21 protein-coding genes, 1 tRNA gene and 3 pseudogenes are annotated in these 24,878 nt (G+C 53.7%); 16 read left to right on the top strand and 9 right to left on the bottom strand.

Annotated elements, in window-relative coordinates; all coding sequences use genetic code 11:
- Nucleotides 1-8 precede the first annotated feature (8 nt).
- Both HA45_RS24765 and HA45_RS24770 read left to right on the top strand, forming a co-directional pair.
- Nucleotides 9-868, top strand: a pseudogene (locus HA45_RS24765) (ketose 1,6-bisphosphate aldolase).
- Nucleotide 869: 1 nt separating this feature from the next.
- The gene (locus HA45_RS24770) at nt 870-1,922 is read left to right on the top strand and encodes a carbohydrate kinase family protein (protein ID WP_100700872.1); all 1,053 of its coding nucleotides are present in this window, start codon (nt 870-872) and stop codon (nt 1,920-1,922) included.
- Here HA45_RS24770 and HA45_RS24775 read toward each other — a convergent pair.
- The gene (locus HA45_RS24775; RefSeq protein ID WP_100700871.1) at nt 1,859-2,605 is read right to left on the bottom strand and encodes a response regulator; all 747 of its coding nucleotides are present in this window, start codon (nt 2,603-2,605) and stop codon (nt 1,859-1,861) included. The two genes, HA45_RS24770 and HA45_RS24775, sit on opposite strands and share 64 nt — an antisense overlap.
- A 416-nt stretch (nt 2,606-3,021) precedes the next feature.
- On the opposite strand from HA45_RS24775, the gene HA45_RS24780 reads away from it, so the two are divergent.
- Complete coding sequence (locus tag HA45_RS24780; RefSeq protein ID WP_240629185.1) at nt 3,022-4,320, top strand: NCS2 family permease; 1,299 nt, start codon at nt 3,022-3,024, stop codon at nt 4,318-4,320.
- Nucleotides 4,321-4,578: 258 nt separating this feature from the next.
- Complete coding sequence (locus HA45_RS24785; RefSeq protein ID WP_128599110.1) at nt 4,579-5,301, top strand: hypothetical protein; 723 nt, start codon at nt 4,579-4,581, stop codon at nt 5,299-5,301.
- Nucleotides 5,302-5,349: 48 nt separating this feature from the next.
- Here the strand turns inward: HA45_RS24785 and HA45_RS24790 are convergent, their stop codons facing one another.
- Nucleotides 5,350-6,798 (bottom strand): AMP nucleosidase, encoded by a 1,449-nt coding sequence (locus HA45_RS24790; RefSeq protein ID WP_100700869.1) that lies wholly within the window; start codon nt 6,796-6,798, stop codon nt 5,350-5,352.
- A 347-nt stretch (nt 6,799-7,145) separates the two neighbouring features.
- On the opposite strand from HA45_RS24790, the gene HA45_RS24795 reads away from it, so the two are divergent.
- From HA45_RS24795 to ybiX, 10 genes and pseudogenes are all read left to right on the top strand, one after another.
- Nucleotides 7,146-8,261, top strand: a complete 1,116-nt coding sequence (locus tag HA45_RS24795; protein WP_100700868.1) for a branched-chain amino acid ABC transporter substrate-binding protein — start codon at nt 7,146-7,148, stop codon at nt 8,259-8,261.
- Between the two features lie 80 nt (nt 8,262-8,341).
- The gene (locus tag HA45_RS24800; protein ID WP_100700867.1) at nt 8,342-9,256 is read left to right on the top strand and encodes an ABC transporter permease subunit; all 915 of its coding nucleotides are present in this window, start codon (nt 8,342-8,344) and stop codon (nt 9,254-9,256) included.
- A gap of 10 nt (nt 9,257-9,266) precedes the next feature.
- Nucleotides 9,267-10,550 carry a high-affinity branched-chain amino acid ABC transporter permease LivM gene (gene livM / locus HA45_RS24805; protein WP_100700866.1) on the top strand — a complete coding sequence of 428 codons (1,284 nt, stop codon included), beginning with the start codon at nt 9,267-9,269 and terminating at the stop codon, nt 10,548-10,550.
- Complete coding sequence (locus HA45_RS24810; protein ID WP_100700865.1) at nt 10,543-11,418, top strand: ABC transporter ATP-binding protein; 876 nt, start codon at nt 10,543-10,545, stop codon at nt 11,416-11,418. Before livM ends, HA45_RS24810 begins: the two co-directional genes overlap by 8 nt.
- Nucleotides 11,411-12,160 carry an ABC transporter ATP-binding protein gene (locus HA45_RS24815; protein ID WP_100700864.1) on the top strand — a complete coding sequence of 250 codons (750 nt, stop codon included), beginning with the start codon at nt 11,411-11,413 and terminating at the stop codon, nt 12,158-12,160. The genes HA45_RS24810 and HA45_RS24815 overlap by 8 nt, the downstream gene beginning before the upstream one ends.
- Before the next feature lie 120 nt (nt 12,161-12,280).
- Nucleotides 12,281-13,693: an EmmdR/YeeO family multidrug/toxin efflux MATE transporter gene (locus HA45_RS24820; RefSeq protein WP_100700863.1), complete on the top strand. Its 1,413-nt coding sequence runs from the start codon at nt 12,281-12,283 to the stop codon at nt 13,691-13,693.
- Between the two features lie 158 nt (nt 13,694-13,851).
- Nucleotides 13,852-14,019: a hypothetical protein gene (locus HA45_RS27555; protein WP_167390560.1), complete on the top strand. Its 168-nt coding sequence runs from the start codon at nt 13,852-13,854 to the stop codon at nt 14,017-14,019.
- A gap of 232 nt (nt 14,020-14,251) precedes the next feature.
- The gene (locus HA45_RS27445; protein ID WP_162288455.1) at nt 14,252-14,425 is read left to right on the top strand and encodes a hypothetical protein; all 174 of its coding nucleotides are present in this window, start codon (nt 14,252-14,254) and stop codon (nt 14,423-14,425) included.
- A pseudogene (locus HA45_RS24825) lies at nt 14,380-16,660 on the top strand (catecholate siderophore receptor Fiu). Before HA45_RS27445 ends, HA45_RS24825 begins: the two are co-directional and overlap by 46 nt.
- A 48-nt stretch (nt 16,661-16,708) precedes the next feature.
- Nucleotides 16,709-17,386 carry a PKHD-type hydroxylase YbiX gene (gene ybiX, locus HA45_RS24830; RefSeq protein ID WP_100700861.1) on the top strand — a complete coding sequence of 226 codons (678 nt, stop codon included), beginning with the start codon at nt 16,709-16,711 and terminating at the stop codon, nt 17,384-17,386.
- 44 nt (nt 17,387-17,430) lie between these two features.
- On the opposite strand, the gene HA45_RS24835 is transcribed toward ybiX, so the two are convergent.
- From HA45_RS24835 to HA45_RS24855, 5 genes are all read right to left on the bottom strand, one after another.
- Nucleotides 17,431-17,628, bottom strand: a complete 198-nt coding sequence (locus tag HA45_RS24835) for a HipA N-terminal domain-containing protein (protein WP_100700860.1) — start codon at nt 17,626-17,628, stop codon at nt 17,431-17,433.
- Nucleotides 17,613-17,948 carry an XRE family transcriptional regulator gene (locus tag HA45_RS24840; RefSeq protein WP_128599111.1) on the bottom strand — a complete coding sequence of 112 codons (336 nt, stop codon included), beginning with the start codon at nt 17,946-17,948 and terminating at the stop codon, nt 17,613-17,615. Before HA45_RS24840 ends, HA45_RS24835 begins: the two co-directional genes overlap by 16 nt.
- Before the next feature lie 234 nt (nt 17,949-18,182).
- Nucleotides 18,183-18,258, bottom strand: a tRNA-Asn gene (locus HA45_RS24845).
- A gap of 103 nt (nt 18,259-18,361) precedes the next feature.
- Nucleotides 18,362-19,129: a DgsA anti-repressor MtfA gene (gene mtfA, locus HA45_RS24850; protein WP_100700858.1), complete on the bottom strand. Its 768-nt coding sequence runs from the start codon at nt 19,127-19,129 to the stop codon at nt 18,362-18,364.
- 170 nt (nt 19,130-19,299) lie between these two features.
- Nucleotides 19,300-19,980 (bottom strand): hypothetical protein, encoded by a 681-nt coding sequence (locus HA45_RS24855; RefSeq protein WP_100700857.1) that lies wholly within the window; start codon nt 19,978-19,980, stop codon nt 19,300-19,302.
- A gap of 588 nt (nt 19,981-20,568) precedes the next feature.
- Here HA45_RS24855 and HA45_RS24860 point away from each other — a divergent pair.
- Nucleotides 20,569-21,267: a phosphohydrolase gene (locus HA45_RS24860; RefSeq protein ID WP_100700856.1), complete on the top strand. Its 699-nt coding sequence runs from the start codon at nt 20,569-20,571 to the stop codon at nt 21,265-21,267.
- A 76-nt stretch (nt 21,268-21,343) separates the two neighbouring features.
- Nucleotides 21,344-21,592 (top strand): hypothetical protein, encoded by a 249-nt coding sequence (locus HA45_RS24865; RefSeq protein WP_100700855.1) that lies wholly within the window; start codon nt 21,344-21,346, stop codon nt 21,590-21,592.
- A 49-nt stretch (nt 21,593-21,641) separates the two neighbouring features.
- On the opposite strand, the gene HA45_RS24870 is transcribed toward HA45_RS24865, so the two are convergent.
- Both HA45_RS24870 and dcm read right to left on the bottom strand, forming a co-directional pair.
- The gene (locus tag HA45_RS24870) at nt 21,642-23,243 is read right to left on the bottom strand and encodes a methyl-accepting chemotaxis protein (protein WP_100700854.1); all 1,602 of its coding nucleotides are present in this window, start codon (nt 23,241-23,243) and stop codon (nt 21,642-21,644) included.
- 123 nt (nt 23,244-23,366) lie between these two features.
- Nucleotides 23,367-24,766 (bottom strand): annotated as a pseudogene (gene dcm, locus HA45_RS24875) (DNA (cytosine-5-)-methyltransferase).
- Between the last annotated feature and the right edge of the window lie 112 nt (nt 24,767-24,878).

Genomic DNA, 24,878 nt, shown 5'->3' on the forward strand with positions numbered 1-24,878 from the left:
AGTTCACTATGGCACTGATTTCTCTGGCGCAGGGTTTGGCCCACGCGCAGCAGCACCAATATGCACTGGGCGCATTCAACGTGCTGGATACCCACTTTCTGCGCGCCCTGTTTCAGGCAGCAGAACAACAGCGCTCACCGTTTATCATCAATATCGCCGAGGTGCATTTTAAGTATGTCAGCCTCGACCATCTCATTGCGGCCGTGCGCACCGAAGCGGCGCTGCATGATATTCCGGTCGTGCTGAATCTCGATCACGGTCTGCATTTTGATGCGGTGATGCAGGCGATCCGCCTGGGTTTCACCTCCGTGATGTTTGATGGCTCCACGCTAAGCTACGACGAAAATGTGCGTCAGACGCGTGAAGTGGTGAAGATGTGCCACGCGATTGGCGTATCGGTGGAAGCTGAGCTTGGCGCGGTGGGCGGCGATGAAGGTGGGGCGCTGTTTGGTGAAGCAGATAGCAACAAGTTCACCGATCCAGTGCTGGCGGCCGAATTTGTCCAATCCACCGGCATTGATTGCCTGGCGGTTGCTATTGGCAACGCGCACGGCAAATATAAAGGTGAACCTAAACTCGACTTCGAACGACTGGCGGCGATCCGTGCGGCAACCGGCATTCCCTTAGTACTGCATGGCGGTTCCGGTATTAGCGATGCGGATTTTCGTCACGCCATCAGTCTCGGCATTCATAAAATCAATTTTTACACCGGCATGTCGCAGGCGGCGTTGGGCGCCATCGAAACGCAGATTACCCAGCGCGATGCCCGTTATGACTCTTTCGCAGACTGCTAATGGCGGTGGAGCACGATATCGCCAATGTGGTCGCGCAGCAGATGCAGGTCTTTGGCAGCGCCGGGAGGGCCTGAAATGGCGCAACGCAGCGGCATTCTCGGCGCGGGCAGCATGTTAGTGGACCACGTGCAGCGTATTAGCCACTGGCCGGAGCAGGGCTGGCTGGCAGAGATTACTCACAGCGAAAAATGCAGCGGTGGCGCGGCGCTGAACGTGCTGTTCACGCTGGCGCGCATGCGGGTGAATCTGCCACTGGCTGGCGTGGGGATGATTGGTGAAGACAGCGACGGTGACTACATTCTGCAACTGCTGGACGATCACCAGATTGACCGCCAATCCGTACAACGCACGCGCAGCGTGACCACGGCGATGACGCAGGTGATGACCACGCCAGATGGGCAGCGCACCTTCTTTCATGCGCGTGGCGCTAATGCCCAGCTTGATTTGCCGCATTTTGCTGAGGTTGCCACCGAACACCGTATTTTTCATCTCGGCTATTTGCTGCTGCTGGACAGCCTGGACCTGCCTGACAAGGCATACGGCACGCGCAGTGCTCGCTTGCTGGCTGAGATGCAGCAGCGTGGCTACCTCACGTCGCTGGATTTGGTGTCTCGTGCGGGCGAGTATCGTCCGCTGGTGATGCCGGCTTTACGCTGGCTCGACTATTTGGTGATAAACGAGTTGGAAGCGCAGTCGCTCACCGGGGTGACCTTGCGCAGCGAGTCTGGACTGGCGGCACCCGCCGCGTTTGCGCAAGCCGCCGCGTGGTTAATGGCGCAGGGAGTTCGCCAGCGCGTGGTGATTCACGCGCCAGAAGGGGCGTGGGGGCAAGAGCGTGCGGACGAAGGGCACTGGCAACCTGCTTGGTGTTTGGCACCGGAGGAAATTGTCGGCAGCGTAGGAGCGGGTGATGCATTTTGTGCTGGGGTGTTATATGCCAGCCATGAAGGCTGGTCGCTGTTGGATACGCTGAAGCTGGCACATACCTGCGCCTGTTTTAATCTGCATGCGGCCAATGCGCTGGACGGCACGCGGCCGTTAGCCGAGATGCAGCGCTGGATGGATCAGGCAATCTGCGTTTCACGAGCTGCTGAAGCGGGGCGCATCACATCCGCAGAAAAAACATAACCGAGGCCGCGGATGGTACGGATCAGGCTTGGCTGATGTGGATTGGTTTCGATTTTCCGTCGCAGACGCATAATCAGCACATCAATGGTGCGATCAAAAACTTCCAGGCTTTCACTGTGCGTCAGTTCCAGCAGTTGATCGCGCGTCAGCACTTTGCGCGCATGGCCCACCAAAGCCCGCAAGAGTGTGTATTCGCCTTGCGTTAACGGAACGCTTTCGCGCTGCGGATTAAACAGCTGGCAACGCGCATCATCCAATCGCCAGCCATTGAATTGCCAGCCGTCGTCCTGGTAAAGCTCAGGCTGGGCCAGACGGCCACAGCGACGCAGTGCCGCTCGCGCTCGCGCCACCACCACGCGTGGGTTGAACGGTTTCGCGATGTAATCATCGGCACCCATTTCCAATCCCACCACCATATCCGCTTCAGAACCCATGCCCGTGAGCATAATCACCAACAGGTCAGGACGCTGTCTCTGCATCTGTTGCAGCACCATCAGGCCGTTGGTGTCCGGCAACATCATATCCAGCATCACCAGTGAGATTTCAGGATGCTGGCAGAGCAGCGCGAGGGCATCTTTCCCCTGGTGACAGCTGTAAACGGTAAACACGTGTTCACTTAATACATCGTGCAGCAATTCACACACGGCACGATCATCATCAACGACTAAAATCGCGGGCTTCATTGCGCTGTCTCTTAGGTTACGGAAGGGTTAAAAAGCAGTGTAACCCGATGTTTTTAAGCTGCTGCCTGAAGCAGCAGAAACGTGAGCGCCATCGCCAGTCAGAGTGTGAAACCGTGCGGTGCCGCAATATTTTCAGCCGTCACGTCGATGTAGGGAAAACGATTGCGCAACGATGGTGCAATGCACCATAATCGCGCCTCGTTCTGGTTCAGAATTATCTTAATCATCAGCGCAAACGTAAACGTAAACGATTGCGTACGGTGATGGCATAGCTATTGCTATATGGACAGGGGAAAGCGGAAGGCGCTCTTGCCTTACGTCCGGCTGTAATCGCTTTCATCAAAAAAATAAATAGTGTTTCAACCACATTGGCAAGAGAGAACGCGCATCCGTGCCGTCTCCGCTCATGAGAGATGATGATGTTAGAAAAACTCTTCAAACTGAAAGCGCACAATACAACCGTGCGCACGGAAATCATTGCAGGTATCACCACCTTCCTGGCGATGGCCTACATCCTGTTTGTTAACCCGAGTATTCTCGGCGCAACCGGTATGGATAAAGGCGCGGTGTTTGTCGCGACCTGTCTGGCGGCGGCTATCGGCTGTGTGCTGATGGGCCTGATCGCCAACTACCCGATCGCGCTGGCGCCGGGTATGGGTCTGAACGCCTTCTTTACTTATACCGTGGTGCTGCACATGGGTTACACCTGGCAGATTGCACTCGGTGCGGTGTTCCTCTCTGCGGTGATTTTCTTTGCGCTGTCGATTTTCAAAATTCGTGAATGGATTATTGCCAGTATTCCGCTGCCGCTGCGCGCGGGCATCGCGGCCGGTATTGGCCTGTTCCTCGCATTGATCGCCCTGGAAGGCGCGGGCATCGTGGTCGATAATCCTGCCACGCTGGTTGGCCTGGGCGATCTCACCAAGCCGGGTCCACTGCTGGCGCTGCTGGGCTTCTTCATTATCGTGGCGCTGGAAGCGCGTCGTGTCACCGGTGCGGTGCTGATCGGCATCCTGATTGTCACCTTTATCTCGATGGGGATTGGTCTGACGCCATTTGGTGGTGTGTTCTCCGCACCACCTTCCATTGCACCGACCTTTATGCAACTGGATATCGCGGGCGCCTTCAACGTGGGTCTGGTGAGTGTGATTTTCGCCTTCCTGTTTGTGGATGTGTTCGATAACACCGGCACGCTGCTGGGTGTGACCAAGCGTGCAGGCCTGGCGGATGAGCAGGGTAACGTGCCGAAAATGGGCCGTGCGCTGATTGCTGACAGTGCAGCTGCGCTGTTTGGTTCACTGCTGGGGACGTCAACCACCACCAGTTATGTTGAATCTGCTGCAGGTGTGAGTGCTGGCGGCCGTACTGGCTTGACGGCGATTGTCGTGGCAGTGCTGTTCCTGCTGAGCCTGTTCTTCGCGCCGTTGGCGGGTAGCGTTCCGATCTACGCCACCGCACCGGCGTTGCTATTTGTGGCGGTGCTGATGGCCTCTGGTTTGGCTGAAATCGACTGGAAAGACATCACCACGGCTGCGCCAGTGACCGTGACGGCGCTGACCATGCCTTTGACTTACTCCATTGCCAACGGTATCGCTTTCGGTTTCATTACCTGGACCGTGGTAAAACTGCTGAGTGGTCGCACCAAAGAGATCAACGCTGCGTTGGTGATCCTCTCGATTCTGTTTGTCATCAAACTGGGCTGGCTGAGCGCTTAAGTTCTGGTTTACGGAAGCCCGCTCGGGCTTCCGTGTTTTCTGTTTCATCCCCCGCAAATATTTTCTGAGCGATGCCTCCCAATCCTTCACGAAGGCTCCTTCTGTTATTTCTCTGCCAGTTTTAGCCTGTGCGGCGTATCGATGCCTACCTGATCTTTTTTGCCGTCAATGGCGGGTTCGTGGAATGTTTAATCGGCTCGAATCTGTTTCACTAAGCGGCAAGGTGAAGAGATAGCCGGGACTATCTGGAGGTTTGTAATGGAATACGCCATGCGTACTGCCCCGTTTCTTCCACCCACTATCTACGTCGTCAGGAATATCGGAGATTCAAAAATGGAAGAGTTAACTCAACGAGTTGGGTTGTTGGAAAAAACCACGCATCAAATTCAACAGGATGTTGCCGTCCTAACCGCGCGATCGGAGAATTTTGCTACCAAGGCCGATATCGGCACTCTGCGTACCGAATTGCTGGGGGAGATGGGGCAGTCGGAAAAGCGTACCGATGGCAAGTTCGAAAAGATGGCGCTGCACTTTGACGATAAATTAGGGAAAATGGCGCTGCATTTTGATGAAAAACTGGGAAAAATGACGCTGCATTTCGATGATAAATTGGGAAAAGTGGCGCTGCATTTCGATGATAAATTGGGAAAAATGGCACTGCACTTTGACGATAAGCTGGACAAAATGGAACTGCGCATCGACGACAAGCTGGAAAAGTTGGAGGTGCGCATCGATGATAAGTTGGACAAAATGGAACTGCGCATCGACGACAAGCTGGACAAAATGGAACAACGCATCGATGTGAAGTTTGAACGCATGGATGAAAAATTCGATAAAAAGTTTGTCAGGATTGATGAGAAGTTTGAAAAGCTCAATGTGAAATTTGAAAAGCTCAATGATCGACTAACCTGGTCCATTATGGTGCCCGCCATATTGGCTGTGCTGGCTTGGTTTGTGAAAGATCTGTTGGTTAAAGTTTGACCTGAAATCCAATGTCATTCCGGCCCCATTGGGACCGGAATGAAGCATTTATCTAAACGGCGGCTCATTAAAGGTGCGCAATTTCCTGGAGTGCAGCTTATCGCCTTCAGCCCGCAGCAGTTCAACCGCGCAGATACCAATCTGCAGATGCTCAGAAATCGCCCCTTCATAGAAGCGATTCGCCTGGCCCGGCAGCTTGATTTCACCGTGCAGAGGTTTATCTGATACGCACAGCAAGGTGCCGTAAGGCACTCGGAAGCGATATCCCTGCGCCGCAATGGTGGCGCTCTCCATATCCACCGCCACTGCGCGGCTCAGATTGAAGCGCAATGCAGAAGCGGAATAACGCAGTTCCCAGTTACGATCATCGGTGGTGACCACCGTACCGGTGCGCAGGCGTTGTTTCACCTCTTCACCCGGCATGCCGCTGACGGCCTTAGTGGCGTCATACAGCGCACGCTGAACTTCGGCAATACTTGGGATAGGGATATCCGGTGGCAGTACGCTATCCAGCACATGATCGTCACGCAGATAAGCATGCGCCAGCACATAATCGCCGATGGTTTGGCTTTCACGCAGGCCGCCGCAGTGGCCAATCATCAACCAGGCGTGGGGGCGAATCACTGCCAGATGGTCGCAGATGGTTTTGGCATTGGAAGGACCTACACCAATATTCACCAGGGTGATGCCACGACGGTTGGGCGAGGTCAAATGCCAGGCAGGCATTTGATGTTTCTTCCACGCAAGGTCGGACATCATGGCTGTAGGATCTTGAGTGTCAGCGGTGATCACCACATCACCGGCACAGGCCAGACTGTCATAAGGCGTAGAGGGATCTTGCACCTGCTCAATCGCCCAGCGCACAAACTCGTCAACGTAACGGGTGTAGTTGGTGAACAACACAAACGGCTGAAAGTGTTCCACAGCGGTGCCAGTGTAGTGGCGAAGGCGCGCGAGCGAAAAATCGGTGCGCAGCGCATCAAAGTGTGAGAGCGGGAAGAGGGCATTGGCATGGAACAGGCCATCTGCGGTTTCATCACCAATCTGCGACAGTTCAGTGGTCGGGAAATGCCGTGCGATGCTGGCGCTCATTGAACGATCCAGCGACAAACCATCAATCACATACGGATAAGGAATCTCTTGCTGCGACGGGCCCACTTCGATCAGCACGTCATACTCTTTTTCCAGCATTTGCAGCTGTTCACTCAGGTAGTGGCGCAACAAGGCCGGGCGCGTAATCGTGGTGCTGTAGCTTCCGGTGTGGGTAAAACGTCCCCATGCCCGGGTGCGGTTTTGCTGTGGCCCTTCGCCCAGCCAGGTGATGCGCAATTCCGGGTACACAAACAGGCCATGTTGCCGCGCGGCTTCGTCTGGCAACGTGCCCTGTGTAGTGAAATCGCGGATTGCATTGCGCATGGCCTCCACTGCGTTGTCAAACAAGCGCTCCAGTTCATCCAATGCCTGCTGGCTGCTCAATCCGTTCCGTTGCGTATTCATAGGTTCTCCTTCAGGAAACGTGGACCGATTTGACCTGAGCATAGCGGATAAACTTCCCCGCACGATGAAGAATCTGTGATCGACCGCATTCTGCACCATCACGGTGCTGGTGCGCGGCGCAACTCTGGCTATGTTTATGATTAGCAGGGATGTCACTTCGCGCCTCATCTGCCCTGGCGCGATGCCACTGCAAAAAGCTGCCACCGACCGTCTTCTTTGGCGAGTTTCTTGCTTGATTCTTAACCGTGGCCCTGCTGGCCACACGCAATGCGCTGCAAAATTTTCAGAAATTGATTTCTCCCAGGCCGTGGTATGGCTCCGTTCCTGACCCGTTGAGGATAGAAAGCATGTCTTTGAAATTCATGAAACACCCAGTGAAGGTGGTACTTGCAGGTTGCCTGAGTGTGGCGTTTTACGCCCAGGCAGATATCAAGATTGGTGTGGCGGGTCCGTTCTCCGGCCCGAATGCGACCTATGGGGCGCAATACTGGAAGGGCGCAAGCCAGGCGGCAGAGGACATCAATGCTGCTGGCGGGATTAACGGTGAAAAAATAGTGCTGGTTCAGGGTGATGATGCCTGTGAACCCAAACAGGCGGTGTCGGTGGCTAACCGCTTGGTCGATCAGGACAAAGTGATGGCTGTGGTCGGTCACTTCTGTTCCTCTTCCACCATGCCCGCCTCGGAAGTGTATGACGAAGCCGGTGTGCTGGCGATTACCCCCGGTTCCACCAATCCGCAAATCACCGAGCGCGGCATGAAAACCATGTTCCGCATGTGTGGCCGTGACGATCAGCAGGGCGCGATTGCTGCCGACTTCATTATCGACAAATTGAAAGCGAAAAAAGTGGCGGTGATCCATGACAAAGACACTTACGGTCAGGGTCTTGCCGATGCGACCAAAGCGGCCCTGGAGAAACGCGGGGTGAAAGAAGTGCTGTATGAAGGGCTGTCTCGCGGTGAGAAAGACTTCAACGCGCTGGTGACCAAAATTGGTGCAGTCAAACCTGACGTGGTTTATTTCGGTGGCTGTCACCCGGAAGCCGGTCCGCTGGTGCGTCAAATGCGTGAGCAGGGCGTGAATGCAGCCTTCTTCTCCGGTGACTGCATCGTGACCGAAGAGATGGTCACGGCAGCGGGTGGTCCTCAGTACACCAAAGGCGTTTACATGACCTTCGGTAATGATCCCCGAAATATTGCTGATGGCAAAGCGGTGATTGAGAAGTTCCGCGCCAGCGGATTCGAACCAGAGGGTTACACCCTCTACGCATACGCATCGGTTCAGGCGATTGCCGCCGCTTACAAAGCTGCAGGCAAAGACAACGCCAAAGCCAGTGACTGGCTGAAAGCTAATAGCGTAGATACCGTAATGGGCAAAAAAGCCTGGGATGGCAAAGGCGATCTGAAAGTCTCGGATTACGTCGTGTATCAGTGGGATGACAAAGGCAAATATCACCAGCTGTAGTTCGACACGCGGCCCCGCACAGCGGGGCCATTCGCGATTGGGCGCGAAGTATGCGCTCCCTTTACGTGCGAGACTGATCTATGGACGCCTTCTTCTTACAGCAACTGATCAACGGCCTGACACTGGGCGCGGTATATGGGTTGATCGCCATTGGCTACACCATGGTTTACGGCATCATCGGCATGATCAACTTCGCCCACGGCGAGGTGTATATGATATCCGCCTATCTGTGCGCGATTGGCTTATCACTGCTGAGCTTCTTCGGTATTCACTCCTTCCCACTGCTGATTTTCGGCACCTTGCTGTTCACCATTATTGTCACTGCCGCATATGGTTGGGCAATCGAACGCATCGCCTATCGTCCCCTGCGTAATTCGACACGTCTGGCACCGTTAATTTCGGCGATTGGCATGTCGCTGATCCTGCAAAACTACGTGCAGCTCAGTCAGGGGCCCAACCAACAGGGGATCCCAACGTTGCTGACCGGCGTGCTGCGCATGGAGATTGATGGCGGTATCGTTCAGATCACCTGGACGAAGGTGTTCATCTTGATTGCCGCATTCTGTGGTATGGCGCTGCTGACCTGGATTATTCAGTACACCAAACTGGGACGCATCTGCCGTGCCGTTCAGCAGGACCGTCGCATGGCATCGATTCTCGGCATCAACACCGATCGTGTGATTTCGCTGGTATTTGTGATCGGCGCTGCAATGGCTGGGCTGGCGGGGGTGCTGGTGACCATGAACTACGGCACCTTTGATTTCTATGCTGGCTTTATCATCGGTATCAAAGCTTTTACCGCAGCGGTGTTAGGTGGCATTGGCTCGCTGCCGGGCGCAATGCTGGGTGGGCTGCTGCTCGGGGTGGCTGAAGCCCAGTTCGCCGGATTGGTGAACTCTGACTACAAAGATGTGTTCTCGTTTTCACTGCTGGTGGTGATTTTAATTTTCCGTCCGCAGGGGCTGCTGGGACGTCCGCTGGTTGCGAAAGTGTGAGGAAGCCACGATGAATGCAATGACGCAAAAAGCGGGCGTGCGAGAGGCATTGCTCGACACGCTGCTGGCCGGGGTGATCGCGCTGGTGGTGTTTGGCCCGATTGTGGGCGTAGTACTGGATGGTTACAGCTTCAAAATTTCGCCGCAGCGTGTCGCCCTGCTAGTGGGGTTGGTGATGGTGGGTCGGCTGCTGATAAGCCTGTTTCTGCATTCAGCATGGGGCCAACGTTATAAACGCAAATTTGAAGGGCAGGATGAAGGAGTTTATGTACGCGAACCTGACTACCGTTCGCGGTTACGCTGGATTCTGCCACTGCTGTTAATCGTCGCGTTCGCCTTTCCCTTTATCTCCAGTAAATACCTTTTAACCGTTGCCATTCTTGGGCTGATTTATGTGCTGCTCGGGTTGGGTCTCAACATTGTGGTGGGGCTGGCAGGGTTGCTTGATCTAGGGTACGTGGCATTTTACGCAATTGGTGCTTACGGGCTGGCGTTGGGCTATGAATACCTTGGCCTGGGTTTCTGGAGCATGTTGCCTATCGCTGCCCTGTTAGCGGCGTTTGCCGGCGCGCTGCTGGGATTTCCGGTGCTGCGCATGCACGGCGATTATCTGGCGATTGTCACGCTGGGCTTTGGTGAAATCATCCGTCTGGTGCTAACCAACTGGGTGTCATTCACCGGTGGACCCAATGGGGTCTCGATACCTTCACCGACTTTTTTTGGCCTTGAATTTGCCCGGCGAGCCAAAGACGGCGGTGTGCCTTACCACGAGTTTTTCCACCTCGATTACAACCCCAACATGAAGTTTATCTTCATCTATGTGGTGCTGGTGTTGGTGGTGTTACTGGTGCTGTTTATCAAACATCGTCTGACGCGTATGCCAATCGGCCGCGCCTGGGAAGCCTTGCGTGAGGATGAAATTGCCTGCCGTGCAATGGGGCTGAATCACGTGTTGGTGAAACTGTCGGCCTTTATGTTGGGCGCTTCGACCGCCGGTATAGCCGGGGTGTTTTTCGCCAGTTATCAAGGCTTTGTCAATCCCACATCCTTCACTTTCTTTGAATCGGCATTGATTCTGGCGATTGTGGTACTCGGCGGAATGGGTTCGACGCTGGGCGTGGTATTAGCGGCTTTTGTGCTGACGGTCGCGCCAGAACTGCTGCGCAGCTTTGCGGAGTATCGTGTATTGCTGTTTGGCATGCTGATGGTGTTGATGATGATCTGGCGGCCGCGTGGATTAGTGCGAACGGCTCGCGTGGGCGTACCGTTGCGAAAAGGAGTGCGCCATGAGTGATGCCATTCTGCAAGTGAATAACCTGATGATGCGCTTTGGCGGTATTAAGGCGCTCAATGATGTCACGCTTTCAGTGGAACGCGGTTCGGTGACCTCGCTGATCGGCCCAAACGGGGCAGGTAAAACCACGGTATTTAACTGCCTGACCGGATTTTATCGCGCAACGGGCGGACGCATTATGCTGAACGCCCATCAGCGCAGCACCGATGTGATTCAGGTGCTGGGGCAGAAAATCCATCCACAGGATTGGCTCAATCCCACGCGATTGGGGTCACGCATTTGGTACAAAATGTTCGGCGGCGCGCATCTGGTGAACCGTGCCGGGCTGGCGCGCACCTTTCAAAATATCCGCTTGTTTCGCGAGATGTCGGTGGTGGAGAACCTGCTGGTGGCTCAGCATATGCAGGTCAATCGCCAATTGCTGGCTGGGGTAATGAATACGCGCGGTTATCGTGAAGCTGAAAACCGGGCACTGGATCGCGCGTTTTACTGGCTGGAGAGCGTGGATTTAGTCTCCAGCGCCAATCGCCTGGCCGGCACGCTCTCTTACGGCCAGCAGCGACGGCTGGAGATTGCACGCGCCATGTGTACGCGACCAGAACTGATCTGTCTTGATGAGCCTGCCGCTGGGCTCAACCCGGTCGAAACCGATGCGCTCAGTCAGATTTTGCATCGATTGCGCGCCGACCACCGTATCAGCGTGCTGCTGATTGAACACGACATGCCGATGGTGATGCGCATCTCCGATCACATCGTGGTGCTGGATCACGGCGATGTGATTGCGCAAGGCACGCCGCAGCAAATCCGGCACGATCCCAAAGTGATTGCCGCCTATCTGGGTGCTGATGAGGAGAGCGACCATGGCTGAACCCATGCTGAGCTTTGAACAGGTGGACGTGTTTTACGGCCCGGTGCAGGCATTAAAACAGGTGTCACTGACGGTCAATCAGGGTGAGACCGTCGCGCTGATTGGTGCCAACGGGGCAGGAAAATCAACGCTGCTGATGTCGATTTTCGGCCAGCCGCGCATTGCCAGCGGTGACATTCTGCTGCGTGGCGAATCGATCAGTCAGCGCAGCACCCATTTTATCGCTGCCAGCGGTATCGCGCAGGCGCCAGAGGGACGGCGCATCTTTCCCGATATGACCGTCGAAGAGAATCTGCTGATGGGCACCATCGCCGTGGGAGAACGTCATGTCAAAGAGGATAAGGAGCGGATGTACCAGCTGTTTCCACGCCTGCTGGAACGACGCAAACAGCGGGCGATGACCCTTTCCGGCGGTGAGCAGCAGATGCTGGCGATTGCGCGTGCGCTGATGAGCCGTCCAAAGCTGCTGTTGCTCGACGAACCCAGCCTCGGGCTTGCACCGATTGTGGTGAAGCAGATTTTTAATATTCTGCGCGAACTGACTCAGCAAGGCATGACGCTGTTTCTGGTGGAACAAAATGCGCGGCATGCGCTGAAGTTAGCCGATCGGGGTTATGTGATGGTGAATGGTGAAATCAAGCTCAGCGGCAGCGGGGCAGAACTCCTAAATAATGAGGAAGTGCGAAGTGCCTATCTCGGTGGTGCAGCGGATCCTGCGGTGGTGGCGACAAAAAGTTTGTAATAATGATTAAATGGTGATGGGAAACACTTTGCATATTTCTCAGTGGCCTATCATCATTATTACTCTTCTTCCTCTCCAAAGTGATTTGGTACTCCCTTGCAAAATCCTGGCGTAGCAGTGATGCGTGCGGTCAGAAATACGGCGTGGTATCCGAAACGCCGCTCTTATCGCACGCTGTTGTGGCGTGAAATTACCCCACTGGCCGTGCCCATCTTTGTCGAAAACCTGTGTGTGATGCTGATGGGCGTCCTCAGTACTTTCCTTGTCAGCTGGCTGGGCAAAGAAGCGATGGCGGGCGTCGGTCTTGCCGACAGCTTCAACATGGTGATTATCTCCTTCTTTGCGGCGATTGATCTCGGTACCACGGTGGTGGTGGCCTTTAGCCTCGCCAAGCGCAACGGCAAACGTGCCCGCGCCGCGACACGACAATCGTTGGGATTGATGACGGTGCTGGCGTTTGTGCTGGTGATCGTGATTGAGATTTGGGGGCATCTGATCATTGATGTCATTGCCGGTAGCGCCGATCCCAAAGTGAAAGAGCTGGCGCTCAGCTATCTGCAAACCTCGGCGTGGAGTTATCCGGCAGCGGCGATAGCATTGATCGGCAGTGGCTCATTGCGTGGTGCGGGAAATACCAAAATTCCCATGCTGATCAACGGTGGCATGAACATCCTCAATATCGTGATCAGTAGCGTACTGATTTATGGCGCGATGGGCTGGGAAGGGATGGGGTTTGTGGGCGCGGGGCTGGGTTTAACCATCTCACGCTATATCGGTGCAGCAGCGGCCATTTATGTGCTCTATCGTGGCATCACTCCGGCTCTAAAAATCACCATCGCCAGTTATTTCCGCCGCTGGGATCGCAACATTCTGATGGAAGTGTTGGGGATTGGCGTGCCCGCCAGTATTGAATCGGTGCTGTTTAACGGCGGTAAATTGCTCACGCAGATTTTCGTTGCCGGTATGGGCACGAATGAAATTGCCGGTAACTTTATCGCTTTCTCAATCGCCACGCTGATAAATCTGCCGGGCAACGCCCTGGGCTCAGCATCGACGATTATTACCGGTAAGCGGCTGGGGAAAAATCAGGTGATGCAGGCGGAGCGGCAGATAAAACATGTGTTCTGGCTGGCGATGATTGGGTTATGTACGCTGGCCTTTATCACGGTGCCGCTGGCCGGCACGCTGGCAAAATTCTACACCCGCGATCCTGAAGTGATTGAAGTGACAAAACATCTTATCTGGCTCAATGCGGCCTTTATGCCAATCTGGACCGCTTCCTGGGTGCTGCCTGCCGGGCTCAAGGGCGCACGTGATGCGCGCTACACCATGTATGTTTCGATGTTCAGCATGTGGGGCGCACGCGTCGTGGCCGGTTATGTTCTCGGTATTATGTTAGGCATGGGAGTCGTGGGCGTGTGGCTCGGCATGTTCCTCGACTGGACAGTGCGCGGTGTGTGCTTCTGGTGGCGTTTAAACAGCGGAACATGGCTTAACAATTATCGCCGGATGATGGCGAAGATTCGGACCTAGCGGATGATATTTGATGCCGGGGCGCGCCGTTCAGGGCGCGTTCCCCAGCGAACATCCATATATGCATTAATTGGGATTCCATCGCACATCTAATCGTTTTGGTTATATAGCAAGGTGCGCTTTACTGTCAGGGTCAACAATTACTGGAGAGCCTGACAATGAAAACGATGCTGTCACAATGGTTCACTCGCTTACTCAGCGCCGAATCCACGCCCGCTGAAGAGCGTGAATTTGATTTGAGTAACCACATTGATCTACTGATCCCCATCAGCCAACTTTATGGCATCGAGTTTCATCCGTCGGTGTACCGCTACTATGAGAGATGAACGCCTTCATCACGCTATTCGGTACAGCTACTGGAATGAGCTGTGCACGCTTCGATAAAAACCCGCTGCCATGTCCAGCGGGTTTTTTTGCCTGAAATTCGCCCACCTCTTACGCGATCTTAAGTCAAACCTTACAAAAACTTCTCTCTGGTGCTGATTGTATTAATTATGTAAGGGCACCGTAAAGAAATGTATTTCCAAGCCGCTCCGCTCATGCAAGAATAAAAAGTAAATGATAACCATTGGCGTTATCATTTGGGTGTTGCATCCACAGGCTGTGGTGATCATGGATTTAAATGCTTTGATTCTGCCGGATGCGATGAGCGCATTAACAACGATAAGAAAACTCCCCCCTTTAAAATGGATAAAAATCGCAACTTGCCGTTTGGCAGCTTTCAATCGCTGACCTTGTTTACCGGGCTCTGTATGGCTATTTCTCCGGCTGCTGCATTGGCCGCTGACAATGCCACCAAAAAATCAGACGATACTTTAGTGGTCAATGCGCAGTCACCTTCGCTGTATGCGCCCAATGCCTCCGCCGATCCCAAATTCAGCCGTCCGCTAGTGGATACTACTCGTACTATGACGGTGATTCCCGACCAGGTCATTAAAGATCAGGGCGTCAATAATCTGACCGATGCGTTGAAAAACGTGCCAGGCGTCGGGGCGTTTTATGCCGGGGAAAATGGCAGTTCCTCCACGGGTGACGCCGTATATATGCGCGGGATGGATACTTCTAACAGTATTTATGTCGATGGTATCCGTGACATCGGCAGCGTGACGCGCGACACCTTTAATACCCAGCAGGTTGAAGTGATCAAAGGGCCATCCGGCACCGATTATGGTCGCAGCGCGCCGTCGGGTTCGATCAACATGATCAGTAAACAGCCGCGACTGGATACGGGCCTGGATGCGTCGGTGAGTGTGGGCAGTGCGTGGATGCGACGTGGCACGCTGGATTATAACCAGGCTATCAATGATAACAGTGCATTCCGCCTCAATCTGATGGGGGAGAAAACCCACGATGCAGCGCGTGATAATGTGCAAAATGAACGCTACGGTATCGCACCCGCGCTCGCTTTCGGCCTTGATACCTCAACGCGCTTGTATCTGAATTATTTGCACGTGCATCAAAATAATACGCCAGATGGTGGCATCCCGACCATTGGCCTGCCTGGATATTCATCACCGACACCGGCGACCGCTGCGCTCAACAATGCCGGAAAAGTCGCCACCAGCAATTACTACGGCACCGATTCGGATTTTGACAAGTCCACCACCGAAAGCGGCACGATTCGCTTCGAACACGATCTCAACGACAGCACTACGATTCGCAACACCACGCGCTGGTCGCGTGTTAAGCAGGAGTATTTGCTGACGGCGGTGATGGGCAGCACCATTACCACCCCAAATCCTGATGATGTCGGCACCTGGACCTGGACGCGTAATGCGAACCTGAAGGATGTTAGTAACCGCATCCTGACTAACCAAACCAACATCACCTCTAAGTTCTATACCGGTTCAGTCGGGCACGATATCAGCGCTGGCGTCGAGTTCACGCGTGAGAATCAGACCAACTATGGTGTCAATGCGCTAACCGCCCCGGCGGTGAACATCTACCATCCTATCAGCAGTATTTCGGTCGGCGGGCTGGATCGTAATGGCGCGAATGCCAATGGCCAAACGGATACCACCGGTATTTATGCTTTCGATACTCTGGCGATCACCCAAAACTTTGAGCTAAATGGCGGCATTCGTCTCGACAGTTATCATACCGAATATGACAGCGCCACAGCCTGTGGTGGCACCGGACGCGGCGCGCTGGCATGCCCTGCGGGCGTTGCTCCGGGTACGCCGCTGACGACAGTCGATACGGCGAAATCGGGCAATTTGGTTAACTGGAAAGCGGGTGCGCTATATCGACTAACCGAGCAGGGCAACGTTTACATCAACTATGCGATTTCCCAGCAGCCGCCGGGTGGCAGCAGCTTTGCGCTGGCAGCGGGGGGGAGCGGAAACAGTGCTAACCGTACTGATTTCAAACCGCAGAAAGCCAAGTCGAGCGAAGTCGGCACCAAATGGCAGGTGCTGGATAAGCGCCTGTTGTTGAATGCCGCACTGTTCCGTACTGATATCGAAAATGAAGTGGATGCCAACGATGATGGCACCTACTCGCAAACCGGAAAAAAAACGTGTTGAAGGCTATGAGCTTTCCGCTACTGGCAACATCACGCCAGATTGGGAAGTGATAGCGGGTTACACCCAGCAGCACGCTTCAGTCAAAGAAGGAGCGGCGGTGGCTCAGGATGGTTCATCCGCCATTGCTTACACACCAAAGCACGCCTTCACCTTGTGGACGCAGTATCAGGCCACCGACGCAATTTCCGTGGGCGGTGGGGCGCGTTACGTTGGCAGCCTGCGTCGCGGCAGCGATGGCGCGGTGGGTACGCCGGACCATACTGAAGGATATTGGGTAGCGGACGCGAAACTGGGCTACAAAGTAAACAATAATCTCGATCTTCAGATGAACGTGTACAACATTTTCGATACCCACTATGTTGCTTCGATCAACAAAAGTGGTTACCGCTATCATCCGGGTGAGCCACGTACTTTCCTGCTGACGGCAAACGTGCATTTCTAAGAATTAACGTGGGGCGTACGCGCCCCACATTTTTGAGAGAACAACGCGATGATGTATCACATTCCTGCGGTGCTGGCTCCAGAAGAGGTGGCGAACTTTAGTGCGCTACTGCAACAGGCTGAATGGATTGACGGGCGAGCGACGGTAGGCAGTCAGGGCGCTACGGTCAAAAATAATCAGCAGATCGATACGAGATCGCCGCTGTATGACCAGTTGCAAGCGGCAGTGATGCAGGCTTTGAACAACAACCCGCTGTTCTTTTCTGCGGCACTGCCACGTTCCATTTCAACACCGCTGTTCAACCGCTATGAGCAGGGTGAAACCTACGGTTTTCACGTGGACGGCGCAGTCCGGCATAACGGCGCTGCTGGCTGGATGCGTACTGACCTCTCCGCCACGCTGTTTCTGTGCGAACCCGAGAGTTATGACGGTGGCGAACTGGTCATTGAAGACACCTATGGCCAGCATCAGGTCAAATTGCCTGCTGGCCATTTGGTGCTGTATCCCTCCAGCAGCTTGCATTGTGTAACACCGGTTACGCGTGGCGGCCGAGTTGCGTCGTTCTTCTGGATCCAGTCGATGGTGCGTGATGATAAGCAGCGTGCAATGTTGTTTGAACTGGACCGCAACATCCAAAGCCTCAAGGCGCGTCACGGTGATAGTGAGGAGCTGCTTTCATTGCTGAATATGTATCACAACCTGCTGCGCGGCTGGACTGAAGTGTAATCTGCTCACCGCGCGATGCGCGGTTTTTCATCTCCTTACAAACCTCACCAACCCTCTGGGGCTAATCCCTTGAAGAAAGGATGCAGATCCTCACTTAGGTAAGGTTCTGGCCTAACCGGCATGCTTAGCGAGAGGGCACGGCCGTTATAATTCAACCGATAATAAAAAGCGAAGCCCGCTGGATCCTCGCTCAAGGTCCCTATGGGTTGATTGTAAAGCCAGACACTTATCTTTCGAGCCATACTTTCATTCCCAGCTCTTTGAGCAATGCATGAAGGTTGATGGCTTTAGCAGCAGAGGGTCTCGCCATCATTCGTTTGAAGGTTGAGATTGAGACGCCTATTTGCATCGCCATCTCTTCATAAGTGATGTTTTGTTGTTTGAGTTTACTCGCCAAAATGTGTGGCAGGGCTGAGAACGCTAACATGCTCATAACCGGTTCCCCTTGAGACTCGGGTTCGCGAATAGCCCCAGCCCCACTTCGCGCATTTAACATCCACTGTTGCACCATTTTCTGTTTGTCAGTCTCAGGAAGATTTTCAAAGAGAATTTTTAAGTTCATCAAGGTTCATTTTTGAACCTTTAGGATGTTATTAGGGCTGCATGCTGCCATCGGCTAGCCAAGAAATGCCAGAAAGGTTCAAAAATGAACCTTTGATCCAATTTCATAACGCATATTCTCGATAGCGTGACGATAGATGTGGCGAGGATATATCAGACTAAATTTTTTGGCGGGGCGCAGTATTTGAAAAGCAAAAAGCCCGCTCAGGTTTCCCTGAGCGGGCTTCTCTAAATATGGCTCCTCTGACTGGACTCGAACCAGTGACATACGGATTAACAGTCCGCCGTTCTACCGACTGAACTACAGAGGAATCGTGTGAACGAGGCGAATATTAATGGCGCTCCCCGAATGTGTCAACAGCTTAAAATACATTTGTATTCAACTGGCTAGCAATAGTACAAAGCGATCGCGAATTAAGCAGATTCCGCAGTCAGACGCGCCATCGGGTCCTGACGATAAAATTGCTGTAAATGGCGATACATCGCTGGGAAGCGCTGCGCCAGTAAATCAGGAGCACTGAAAAAGTACTCCGATAACACCGCAAAACATTCGGCGGGATCGCTGGCGGCATAAGGATCGAGGGTTGCCGCTTGTTCTCCTACCAGTTCAACCTCAGCCTCAATCTCTTCCATCGCCTGTAATAGGTCTTTCTCCCACAGCGCGACATCACGCAATGGAATGGCGGGAATGCCGCTGGTGTAGCCGCTCCCGCGTGCATCGAGTTTGTGCGTGACTTCATGGATGACGAGGTTATAGCCGGAGAGATCGTAGGAGTCCTGAATATCCAGAGCATTTAACACCACGGGGCCTTGCATCCAGCTCTGTCCGGCATGCACTGCGGGCGCATGGTGCACTAATCCGTTGCTATCCTCCCAGCGGTCGTCAACATCGAACGGCTCGGGGTAAATAATGACTTCATGAAAACCATCCAGCCATTCAAGCCCAAGCTTTAAAACAGGCAGGCAAAACAGTAAGGCCAGCCGTGCCAGTTGCAGTTCGTTGAGTTGTAATCCCAGCAGCGGAGAGATTTTTTTCTGTTGCAGGAAGCGCTGGGCGAGCGCGGTAAGGTCGCTGTGCTCTTCAGGCGTTAGCAGCGAAAAGATCGGCTGCGCCAGCGCCTGTTGCCAGGGGAGCGCCGTGACGGTTGCATCTACCTGCGCATTCCATGGCCATTTGAACATCGCGCGACTCACTCTGCAGGGCGGAAGGGATTATCCTGACGCGGCAAGGAGAAAATTACCAGCGCGGAATCAAAGCCGACTATTCAAGCAGTTACTGTAGGGTTTTTCTGTGATTTAGATGGCAAAGCAGGAAAATCACCCTCGCACCGAATGGGCGAGGGTGGAGGATATTATCCTTCGCGTTCGACGCGCTGGAAGGCGATCACCCATACCCATGGGTTCACTTCCCAACTGGTGGCGCCATACTGCTTTTGCCATGCTTTGCGATAGGCTTCTTTCGGCGATTCGGCATTCATGTTCATGGTGAAGAAATTATTCAGGAAGTGCGTATCGGTCTGCACGCCTTCAGCCATGATGTCATCTTCGCTGATGTCCTGAATCTTTTCAGCGTGTACCGACGTGATGGCCAAATCGATACGACTGGCCCAGCGCGGCATATGAATGGCGGTTTGCCAGCCGAACTGCTCGGCGTGCTGCACATCTTCATCCAGCTGACCCAATTCGTTGCTGTCAGCACGATACTGACAAAATGCCGGGCTGCGGAAAGGCAGAGGATCGCGTTCATATTCGGCGAGTTGCTCTTCTGGCACAATCGGGCCGCGCCAGGTTTCACGCACCCACAATCGGTCGCCTGCTTGTCCAAAAGGACAGTGAGAGCTGACATCTGCCATCGACATTAATTTATAGCCGTGCAAATGGTTGGCGCTAACGTCGAACGCATGCACACCTTCGTGATGATCCTGACCCGGACCAAAGGCCTGAGTTTTCATAATGCGCCGGGTTTGCGTTTGCTGGCCAACGAGCAGGGCGCGGACCCGCTGTTCGGAAAAAAGAATCGGCCGTTCTTTCATTACGTACCTCATGTAGTGTTACTCACCCGGAAAACTTCGACGAAACACCCGCATCAGCAGATGAGAGAATTAGCATAATGGGTTTGAATCAATTTGCTTAATAATTTGTCGCCTCAGTATCAGGCTATTGCTGCATATTCCGGTTTTAAAAATGGCTCTTAAGCAAAATGCATGCTGGAAATGCCTTCACAGGCGGTGGAGAGCCAGAAATATCCCCTATACAGTACGTTATAACGGCCAGGATGGGAATCTTTTCAGATTTTCCTGTGGGTGTTTATCGCTTTTACATTCCATTAGTCAGCATTTTTAACTGGAATCATTCAATAGCGTGAATACTGTTGATGGTTAAAATAGATTACGCCTGTTTAACAGAGTTATTTAACTGAAATGACGCTAAGGAAATACCTAAAACGTGATCTCTGCTGGGAAAGCGCCATTAACAGCGCTATAACAAGATCGGGATCGCATTTTCACGCTTTGCACATCCAGGATGGATGTAAAAAAGTGTCACGACCAGGCCGCATGATATCCCCAGGAGCAGCACCCTGATTTGGCGGTGCTTTTATAACAGCAATAAGGAGAAGCACGATGTCACTCACCCGCTGGCAACAACGCTACGAGAACTGGCTGCAGCAGAACTGGCTGCACGATGATAAAGCCCATGATATCGCGCATCTGCGCCGCGTCTGGATGAGCGCGACGCGCATTATGCAGCACACTTCAGCCGATCCGATGGTGGTCCTCACCGCCTGTTACTTCCATGACGTGGTTAACCTGCCCAAAAACCACCCAGAGCGCCATCTGGCCTCCACGTATGCCGCTGAGGAAACGCGTCGTATTCTGCAGCAGGACTTCCCCGATTTCCCGCCAGAGCTGCTGGATGGCGTCGCCCATGCAGTGCAGGCGCACAGCTTCAGCGCGCGCATCACCCCGCTGACGCTGGAAGCAAAAATTGTACAGGATGCCGATCGCCTGGAGTCTTTAGGTGCTATCGGCCTCGCACGCGTTTTCTACACGGCAGGTGCCTTGGGACGGCCGCTGTTTGACAGCGAAGATCCATTAGGAAAAGAACGCGAATTAGACGATGTGAAATGGACGCTGGACCATTTCCAGAAGAAGCTTTTACGCTTGCCGGAAACCATGCAAACCGAAGCGGGGCGCCTGCTAGCGGAACATAATGCGGATTTCCTCGTGCATTATATGGGCAAGTTATGCGCGGAATTGCAGGGTAATTTAACCAGCATTGATGAGTCCGTTTTAAGGGATTTCAGCCCTATACACTCGTAATATTAAATTTTTATGACAGTCTGTTAACTTTCATCTTCTTCCGCTACGTTGTTGTAAATCAAAAGGGAGTATGAAGATGACTGAGACCGTTAACTTAACTATTAAAATTGACCCGGCACTGAAAGAGCACATCAAACAGTTGGCCGCCGATAACCAAATCTCCATGAGTCAGGAGATCGTTAACCGCCTGCAGGCCAGTTTACATGCTGTTGAGCAACCGGCCGTAGACAGTCTGAATACTGAAGAAGCGGTGGCAGAACAGCTTTCCGTGACAGAACTGAAGCAGGTACGTGCGCTGCTGAAGAAAGGCAAAAAGAAGAAGTAAGCGAATAGCAAAAACCCGTCAAAATTGACGGGTTTTTTATTTCAGCAATCTAAGCGGCGTTGACGCGGAATTGCTGCGCCCGTTGTGCGAGCCGATCGGACAGTTCGCGTAATTGGCTGGCGGAATTGACCTGATGGGCATTCAGCGTTTCGTTTTGCTGCAGTTGATGGCTCATCTCTACCACTTCATGCGCAATTTTGCTGACGCGATGGCTTTGTGCGGTGGTGTTTTGCTGCAATTCATCCAACTGTGTCACCACGCCCGACACCGCCCCGCTGATCTGCGTGAACAACACTTCCAGAGCCTTCACTTTGTCAAAGCCATCATTCACATGCTGCTGAGTGTGCTGAATCAAACCATCAATCTGGCGCGTTGATTCACCACTTTTTTGCGAGAGCAGTCCCATCTCTTTTGCCACGACTGAGAAACTGCGGCCGTAAGATCCGGCGTGAGCCGATTCAATCGCGGCATTAAGCGAAAGTAAACGCGTCTGCATTGACAGGCTATCGAGCATTCCCACAATTCCGGCGATGTCGCCCGAAGCGGCAACGATCTGCTGCATTTTGAGCTCCATGCTATCGACTTCCACGGCGCAGTTTCGCATCAGAACATCGGCTGACTGGGCTTCCTGCGTGGCCTGCTGGGAGAACTGTGCCCCGATTTCCACCTCTTCAGAAACACGATGCAATCGCTGTGACAGGTGATGGAAGCTGGCATTTTGCGCCTGGTGCTGCTGCATAACCTGTTCATTATGCTGTTGCATATCTTCTGCACCGGCCGCAACGCTCACGGCGACGGTATTAATGTCACTGACAATCTGTTGCAGACCGAAGCGCATCGATTCGATCGATTGAAACAACTGGCGCGTCTCTAAACACTGGCGGCGCGGCGTATCATGACTTGGGACTAAGTCACCCGTTGCAATCTGTTCCAGCTGGCGGTTGGCACGGCGCAGCGGCAGCAGCACACCGCGCATTAGCAGGCTGGAGGCCAACACCAGCAGCGCCATCAGAATGGCACTGACAATCAATGACATATTGCGGCTCTGTTTCAGCGTGCTGAGCGTATTCTGATTCACGCTGCTCAACTGATGGTTGGCTTGTTCAATCTCGCTAAACCAGGCGTCATTAAACTGCTGCTGAAAGGCCTGCATCGGCACCATAAAGAAAGCATTAATGTCATTGGACGCTAACCCTTTCAGCTGCTCTTGCAAACCTTCCGCTAACATCGCAAAGCCCTGAGCCAGCGGGCTATCGGCCCTGGCATGATAGGCCGTGAACAGCGTCTGCGCTTTCTTGAGCGAGTCATCGGAGGCGGCGGCCAGGCTTTTCCAGCTGTCGACTGAACCACTTTGCTGATCCTGCATTAAATAGATACCGGCGCGGTGGCTATTATCGCTGGCGGTCAGCAATTCGATACGTGCTTTATCCAGCAGGGCCAATCTTTCTCGCAGTTGGTTAGCTTGCTGCAGCGAGGTTTGCGTCTGATTGACATGATTGCTAAGCAGCAGCACCCCGGCAAATTGCAGCAGGCAGAACAGCACGATAAACAGCAAAAACTGGTTGCGCAGACTGGTCAGCCATAGCGGCATACGCCAGCGAAATCGCGGGCGTAAGCGCAGTGGCAAGGAGATTACAGAAAGGAGTGACATCTAACAGCCCCCAAAAATAAAAAGGAGTATTGGGAGCGGGCATGACAGTTTGGTGACAGTGGACGCGATTCAGCGCAAAACAGCATAAAGCGCGTCCCTAAAGGAAATTGCGGACCTGTGACGCTAGGTGTTTTGGCTAAGATGCTGTTCGATAAGCGGCAAAAGTAACTGCGCGACAGCAGCAAAAACCGGTACCACCACTGAATTTCCAAACTGTTTATAAGCCTGAGTATCAGAGACCGGAATACGGAATGTGGTTTGACCCGGTGCCTCAAATCCCATTAAACGGGCGCACTCACGCGGGGTTAAACGTCGCGGTCGCTGCGCCATATTGCTGGCGTGCTGGAAATCCGCTTCACCCTGCGCCTGATCCCAGCCGCGATCGATGAGAATCTCCGAACCGTCTTTGTAATAGCGCGCCGATAGCGTGCGCACGCACACGTTGGGATTACGCGGATCGTTGAGGCCAAAGCCGAAACCGTTGCCTTTGGCTTTGTGCTTTTTGGCGTACTGATACAGGTAATTCCACAATGTCGGCGACAGGATATACTTCGGCTCGGGAGCCGGCTCCAGCAGACTTTGCAGTGTGGGCACTTGTTGCGGATAGAGTTGAGAGAGCGCGCGCAGTGAAAACCGTTGCTGAGCCCACAGTCACGACGAATGCCCACCAGCACAATACGTTCGCGATGCTGTGGCAGGAAGTGACGCGCATCCACCACTTTTGCATCCGGCGTCGCGCTATCGGCAGCATCGGCGACATCGTATCCCAATTCATCCAGCGTCGCCATGATGATGGCGAACGTGCGGCCTTTATCGTGGCTCTTGAGATTTTTGACGTTCTCCAGCACAAAAAACGGCGGCTTTTTCGCAGCAAGAATGCGAGCGACATCGAAGAACAGCGTGCCCTGTGCTTCACACTCAAAACCGTGCGCACGGCCGAGGGCGTTTTTCTTACTCACCCCCGCCAGTGAAAAGGGCTGACAGGGAAAACCGGCCAGCAGCACCTGGTGATCGGGAATGGTCTGATCGATGTGTTGATAAATCGCCTGTTCGTCAGACAGTCCTGCGGGCTGGGTCACCAATCGAATATCACTGTTGAACTGATGCTGCTGCGGATCGCTATAGTGATTGGCTTTATAGGTGCGTACCGCTTCTTTATTCCATTCACTGGTGAACACGCACTGGCCGCCAATCTGCTCAAAGCCACGACGAATACCGCCGATACCGGCAAACAGATCGACAAACTGGAATTTTGGTGTGGCGTAGTGCGCGGGGCGCGAAGGCAGCAACGCTTGCAGACCAGCGACTTCATCACTGGAAAGCGCGGGCGCAACGCTCTTGCCCTGGCGAATGCGATTCAGGCGCGGCACGCTCCAGTCGCGTCCACCGGCGTCGGTTAAGGTCTGCACCACATCGCGTGCGGCATAAATATCGAGAACCTGCAGTAACAGCGATGTCGTGTCATCCGGAGTAGCAGTAAACGGGGAGGGCGAGACGGTCGCGGCGGGATCGATAGCAAGCATGCGTTTTTCCTTAACAGTGAAGCCGCTATGCTAACACTCCTCGCGCCTTCACACACTTGTTGCGCGTGCCTTTCGCTTTCGCGCCAAACCGCTAAAGTTGAAGGAGCCCCAA

Origin of the sequence: Pantoea rodasii, assembly GCF_002095465.1 — a bacterium.
In the GTDB taxonomy this organism is placed as follows: domain Bacteria; phylum Pseudomonadota; class Gammaproteobacteria; order Enterobacterales; family Enterobacteriaceae; genus Pantoea; species Pantoea rodasii.

Excerpts from the sequence above, each read along its gene's own strand:
- HA45_RS24770 (WP_100700872.1), top strand. The coding sequence starts at position 870 with ATGGCGCAACGCAGCGGCATTCTCGGCGCGGGCAGCATGTTAGTGGAC.
- HA45_RS24775 (WP_100700871.1), bottom strand. The coding sequence starts at position 2,605 with ATGAAGCCCGCGATTTTAGTCGTTGATGATGATCGTGCCGTGTGTGAA.
- HA45_RS24780 (WP_240629185.1), top strand. The coding sequence starts at position 3,022 with ATGATGTTAGAAAAACTCTTCAAACTGAAAGCGCACAATACAACCGTG.
- HA45_RS24785 (WP_128599110.1), top strand. The coding sequence starts at position 4,579 with ATGGAATACGCCATGCGTACTGCCCCGTTTCTTCCACCCACTATCTAC.
- HA45_RS24790 (WP_100700869.1), bottom strand. The coding sequence starts at position 6,798 with ATGAATACGCAACGGAACGGATTGAGCAGCCAGCAGGCATTGGATGAA.
- HA45_RS24795 (WP_100700868.1), top strand. The coding sequence starts at position 7,146 with ATGTCTTTGAAATTCATGAAACACCCAGTGAAGGTGGTACTTGCAGGT.
- HA45_RS24800 (WP_100700867.1), top strand. The coding sequence starts at position 8,342 with ATGGACGCCTTCTTCTTACAGCAACTGATCAACGGCCTGACACTGGGC.
- livM (WP_100700866.1), top strand. The coding sequence starts at position 9,267 with ATGAATGCAATGACGCAAAAAGCGGGCGTGCGAGAGGCATTGCTCGAC.
- HA45_RS24810 (WP_100700865.1), top strand. The coding sequence starts at position 10,543 with ATGAGTGATGCCATTCTGCAAGTGAATAACCTGATGATGCGCTTTGGC.
- HA45_RS24815 (WP_100700864.1), top strand. The coding sequence starts at position 11,411 with ATGGCTGAACCCATGCTGAGCTTTGAACAGGTGGACGTGTTTTACGGC.
- HA45_RS24820 (WP_100700863.1), top strand. The coding sequence starts at position 12,281 with ATGCGTGCGGTCAGAAATACGGCGTGGTATCCGAAACGCCGCTCTTAT.
- HA45_RS27555 (WP_167390560.1), top strand. The coding sequence starts at position 13,852 with ATGAAAACGATGCTGTCACAATGGTTCACTCGCTTACTCAGCGCCGAA.
- HA45_RS27445 (WP_162288455.1), top strand. The coding sequence starts at position 14,252 with ATGATAACCATTGGCGTTATCATTTGGGTGTTGCATCCACAGGCTGTG.
- ybiX (WP_100700861.1), top strand. The coding sequence starts at position 16,709 with ATGATGTATCACATTCCTGCGGTGCTGGCTCCAGAAGAGGTGGCGAAC.
- HA45_RS24835 (WP_100700860.1), bottom strand. The coding sequence starts at position 17,628 with ATGGCTCGAAAGATAAGTGTCTGGCTTTACAATCAACCCATAGGGACC.
- HA45_RS24840 (WP_128599111.1), bottom strand. The coding sequence starts at position 17,948 with ATGAACTTAAAAATTCTCTTTGAAAATCTTCCTGAGACTGACAAACAG.
- mtfA (WP_100700858.1), bottom strand. The coding sequence starts at position 19,129 with ATGTTCAAATGGCCATGGAATGCGCAGGTAGATGCAACCGTCACGGCG.
- HA45_RS24855 (WP_100700857.1), bottom strand. The coding sequence starts at position 19,980 with ATGAAAGAACGGCCGATTCTTTTTTCCGAACAGCGGGTCCGCGCCCTG.
- HA45_RS24860 (WP_100700856.1), top strand. The coding sequence starts at position 20,569 with ATGTCACTCACCCGCTGGCAACAACGCTACGAGAACTGGCTGCAGCAG.
- HA45_RS24865 (WP_100700855.1), top strand. The coding sequence starts at position 21,344 with ATGACTGAGACCGTTAACTTAACTATTAAAATTGACCCGGCACTGAAA.
- HA45_RS24870 (WP_100700854.1), bottom strand. The coding sequence starts at position 23,243 with ATGTCACTCCTTTCTGTAATCTCCTTGCCACTGCGCTTACGCCCGCGA.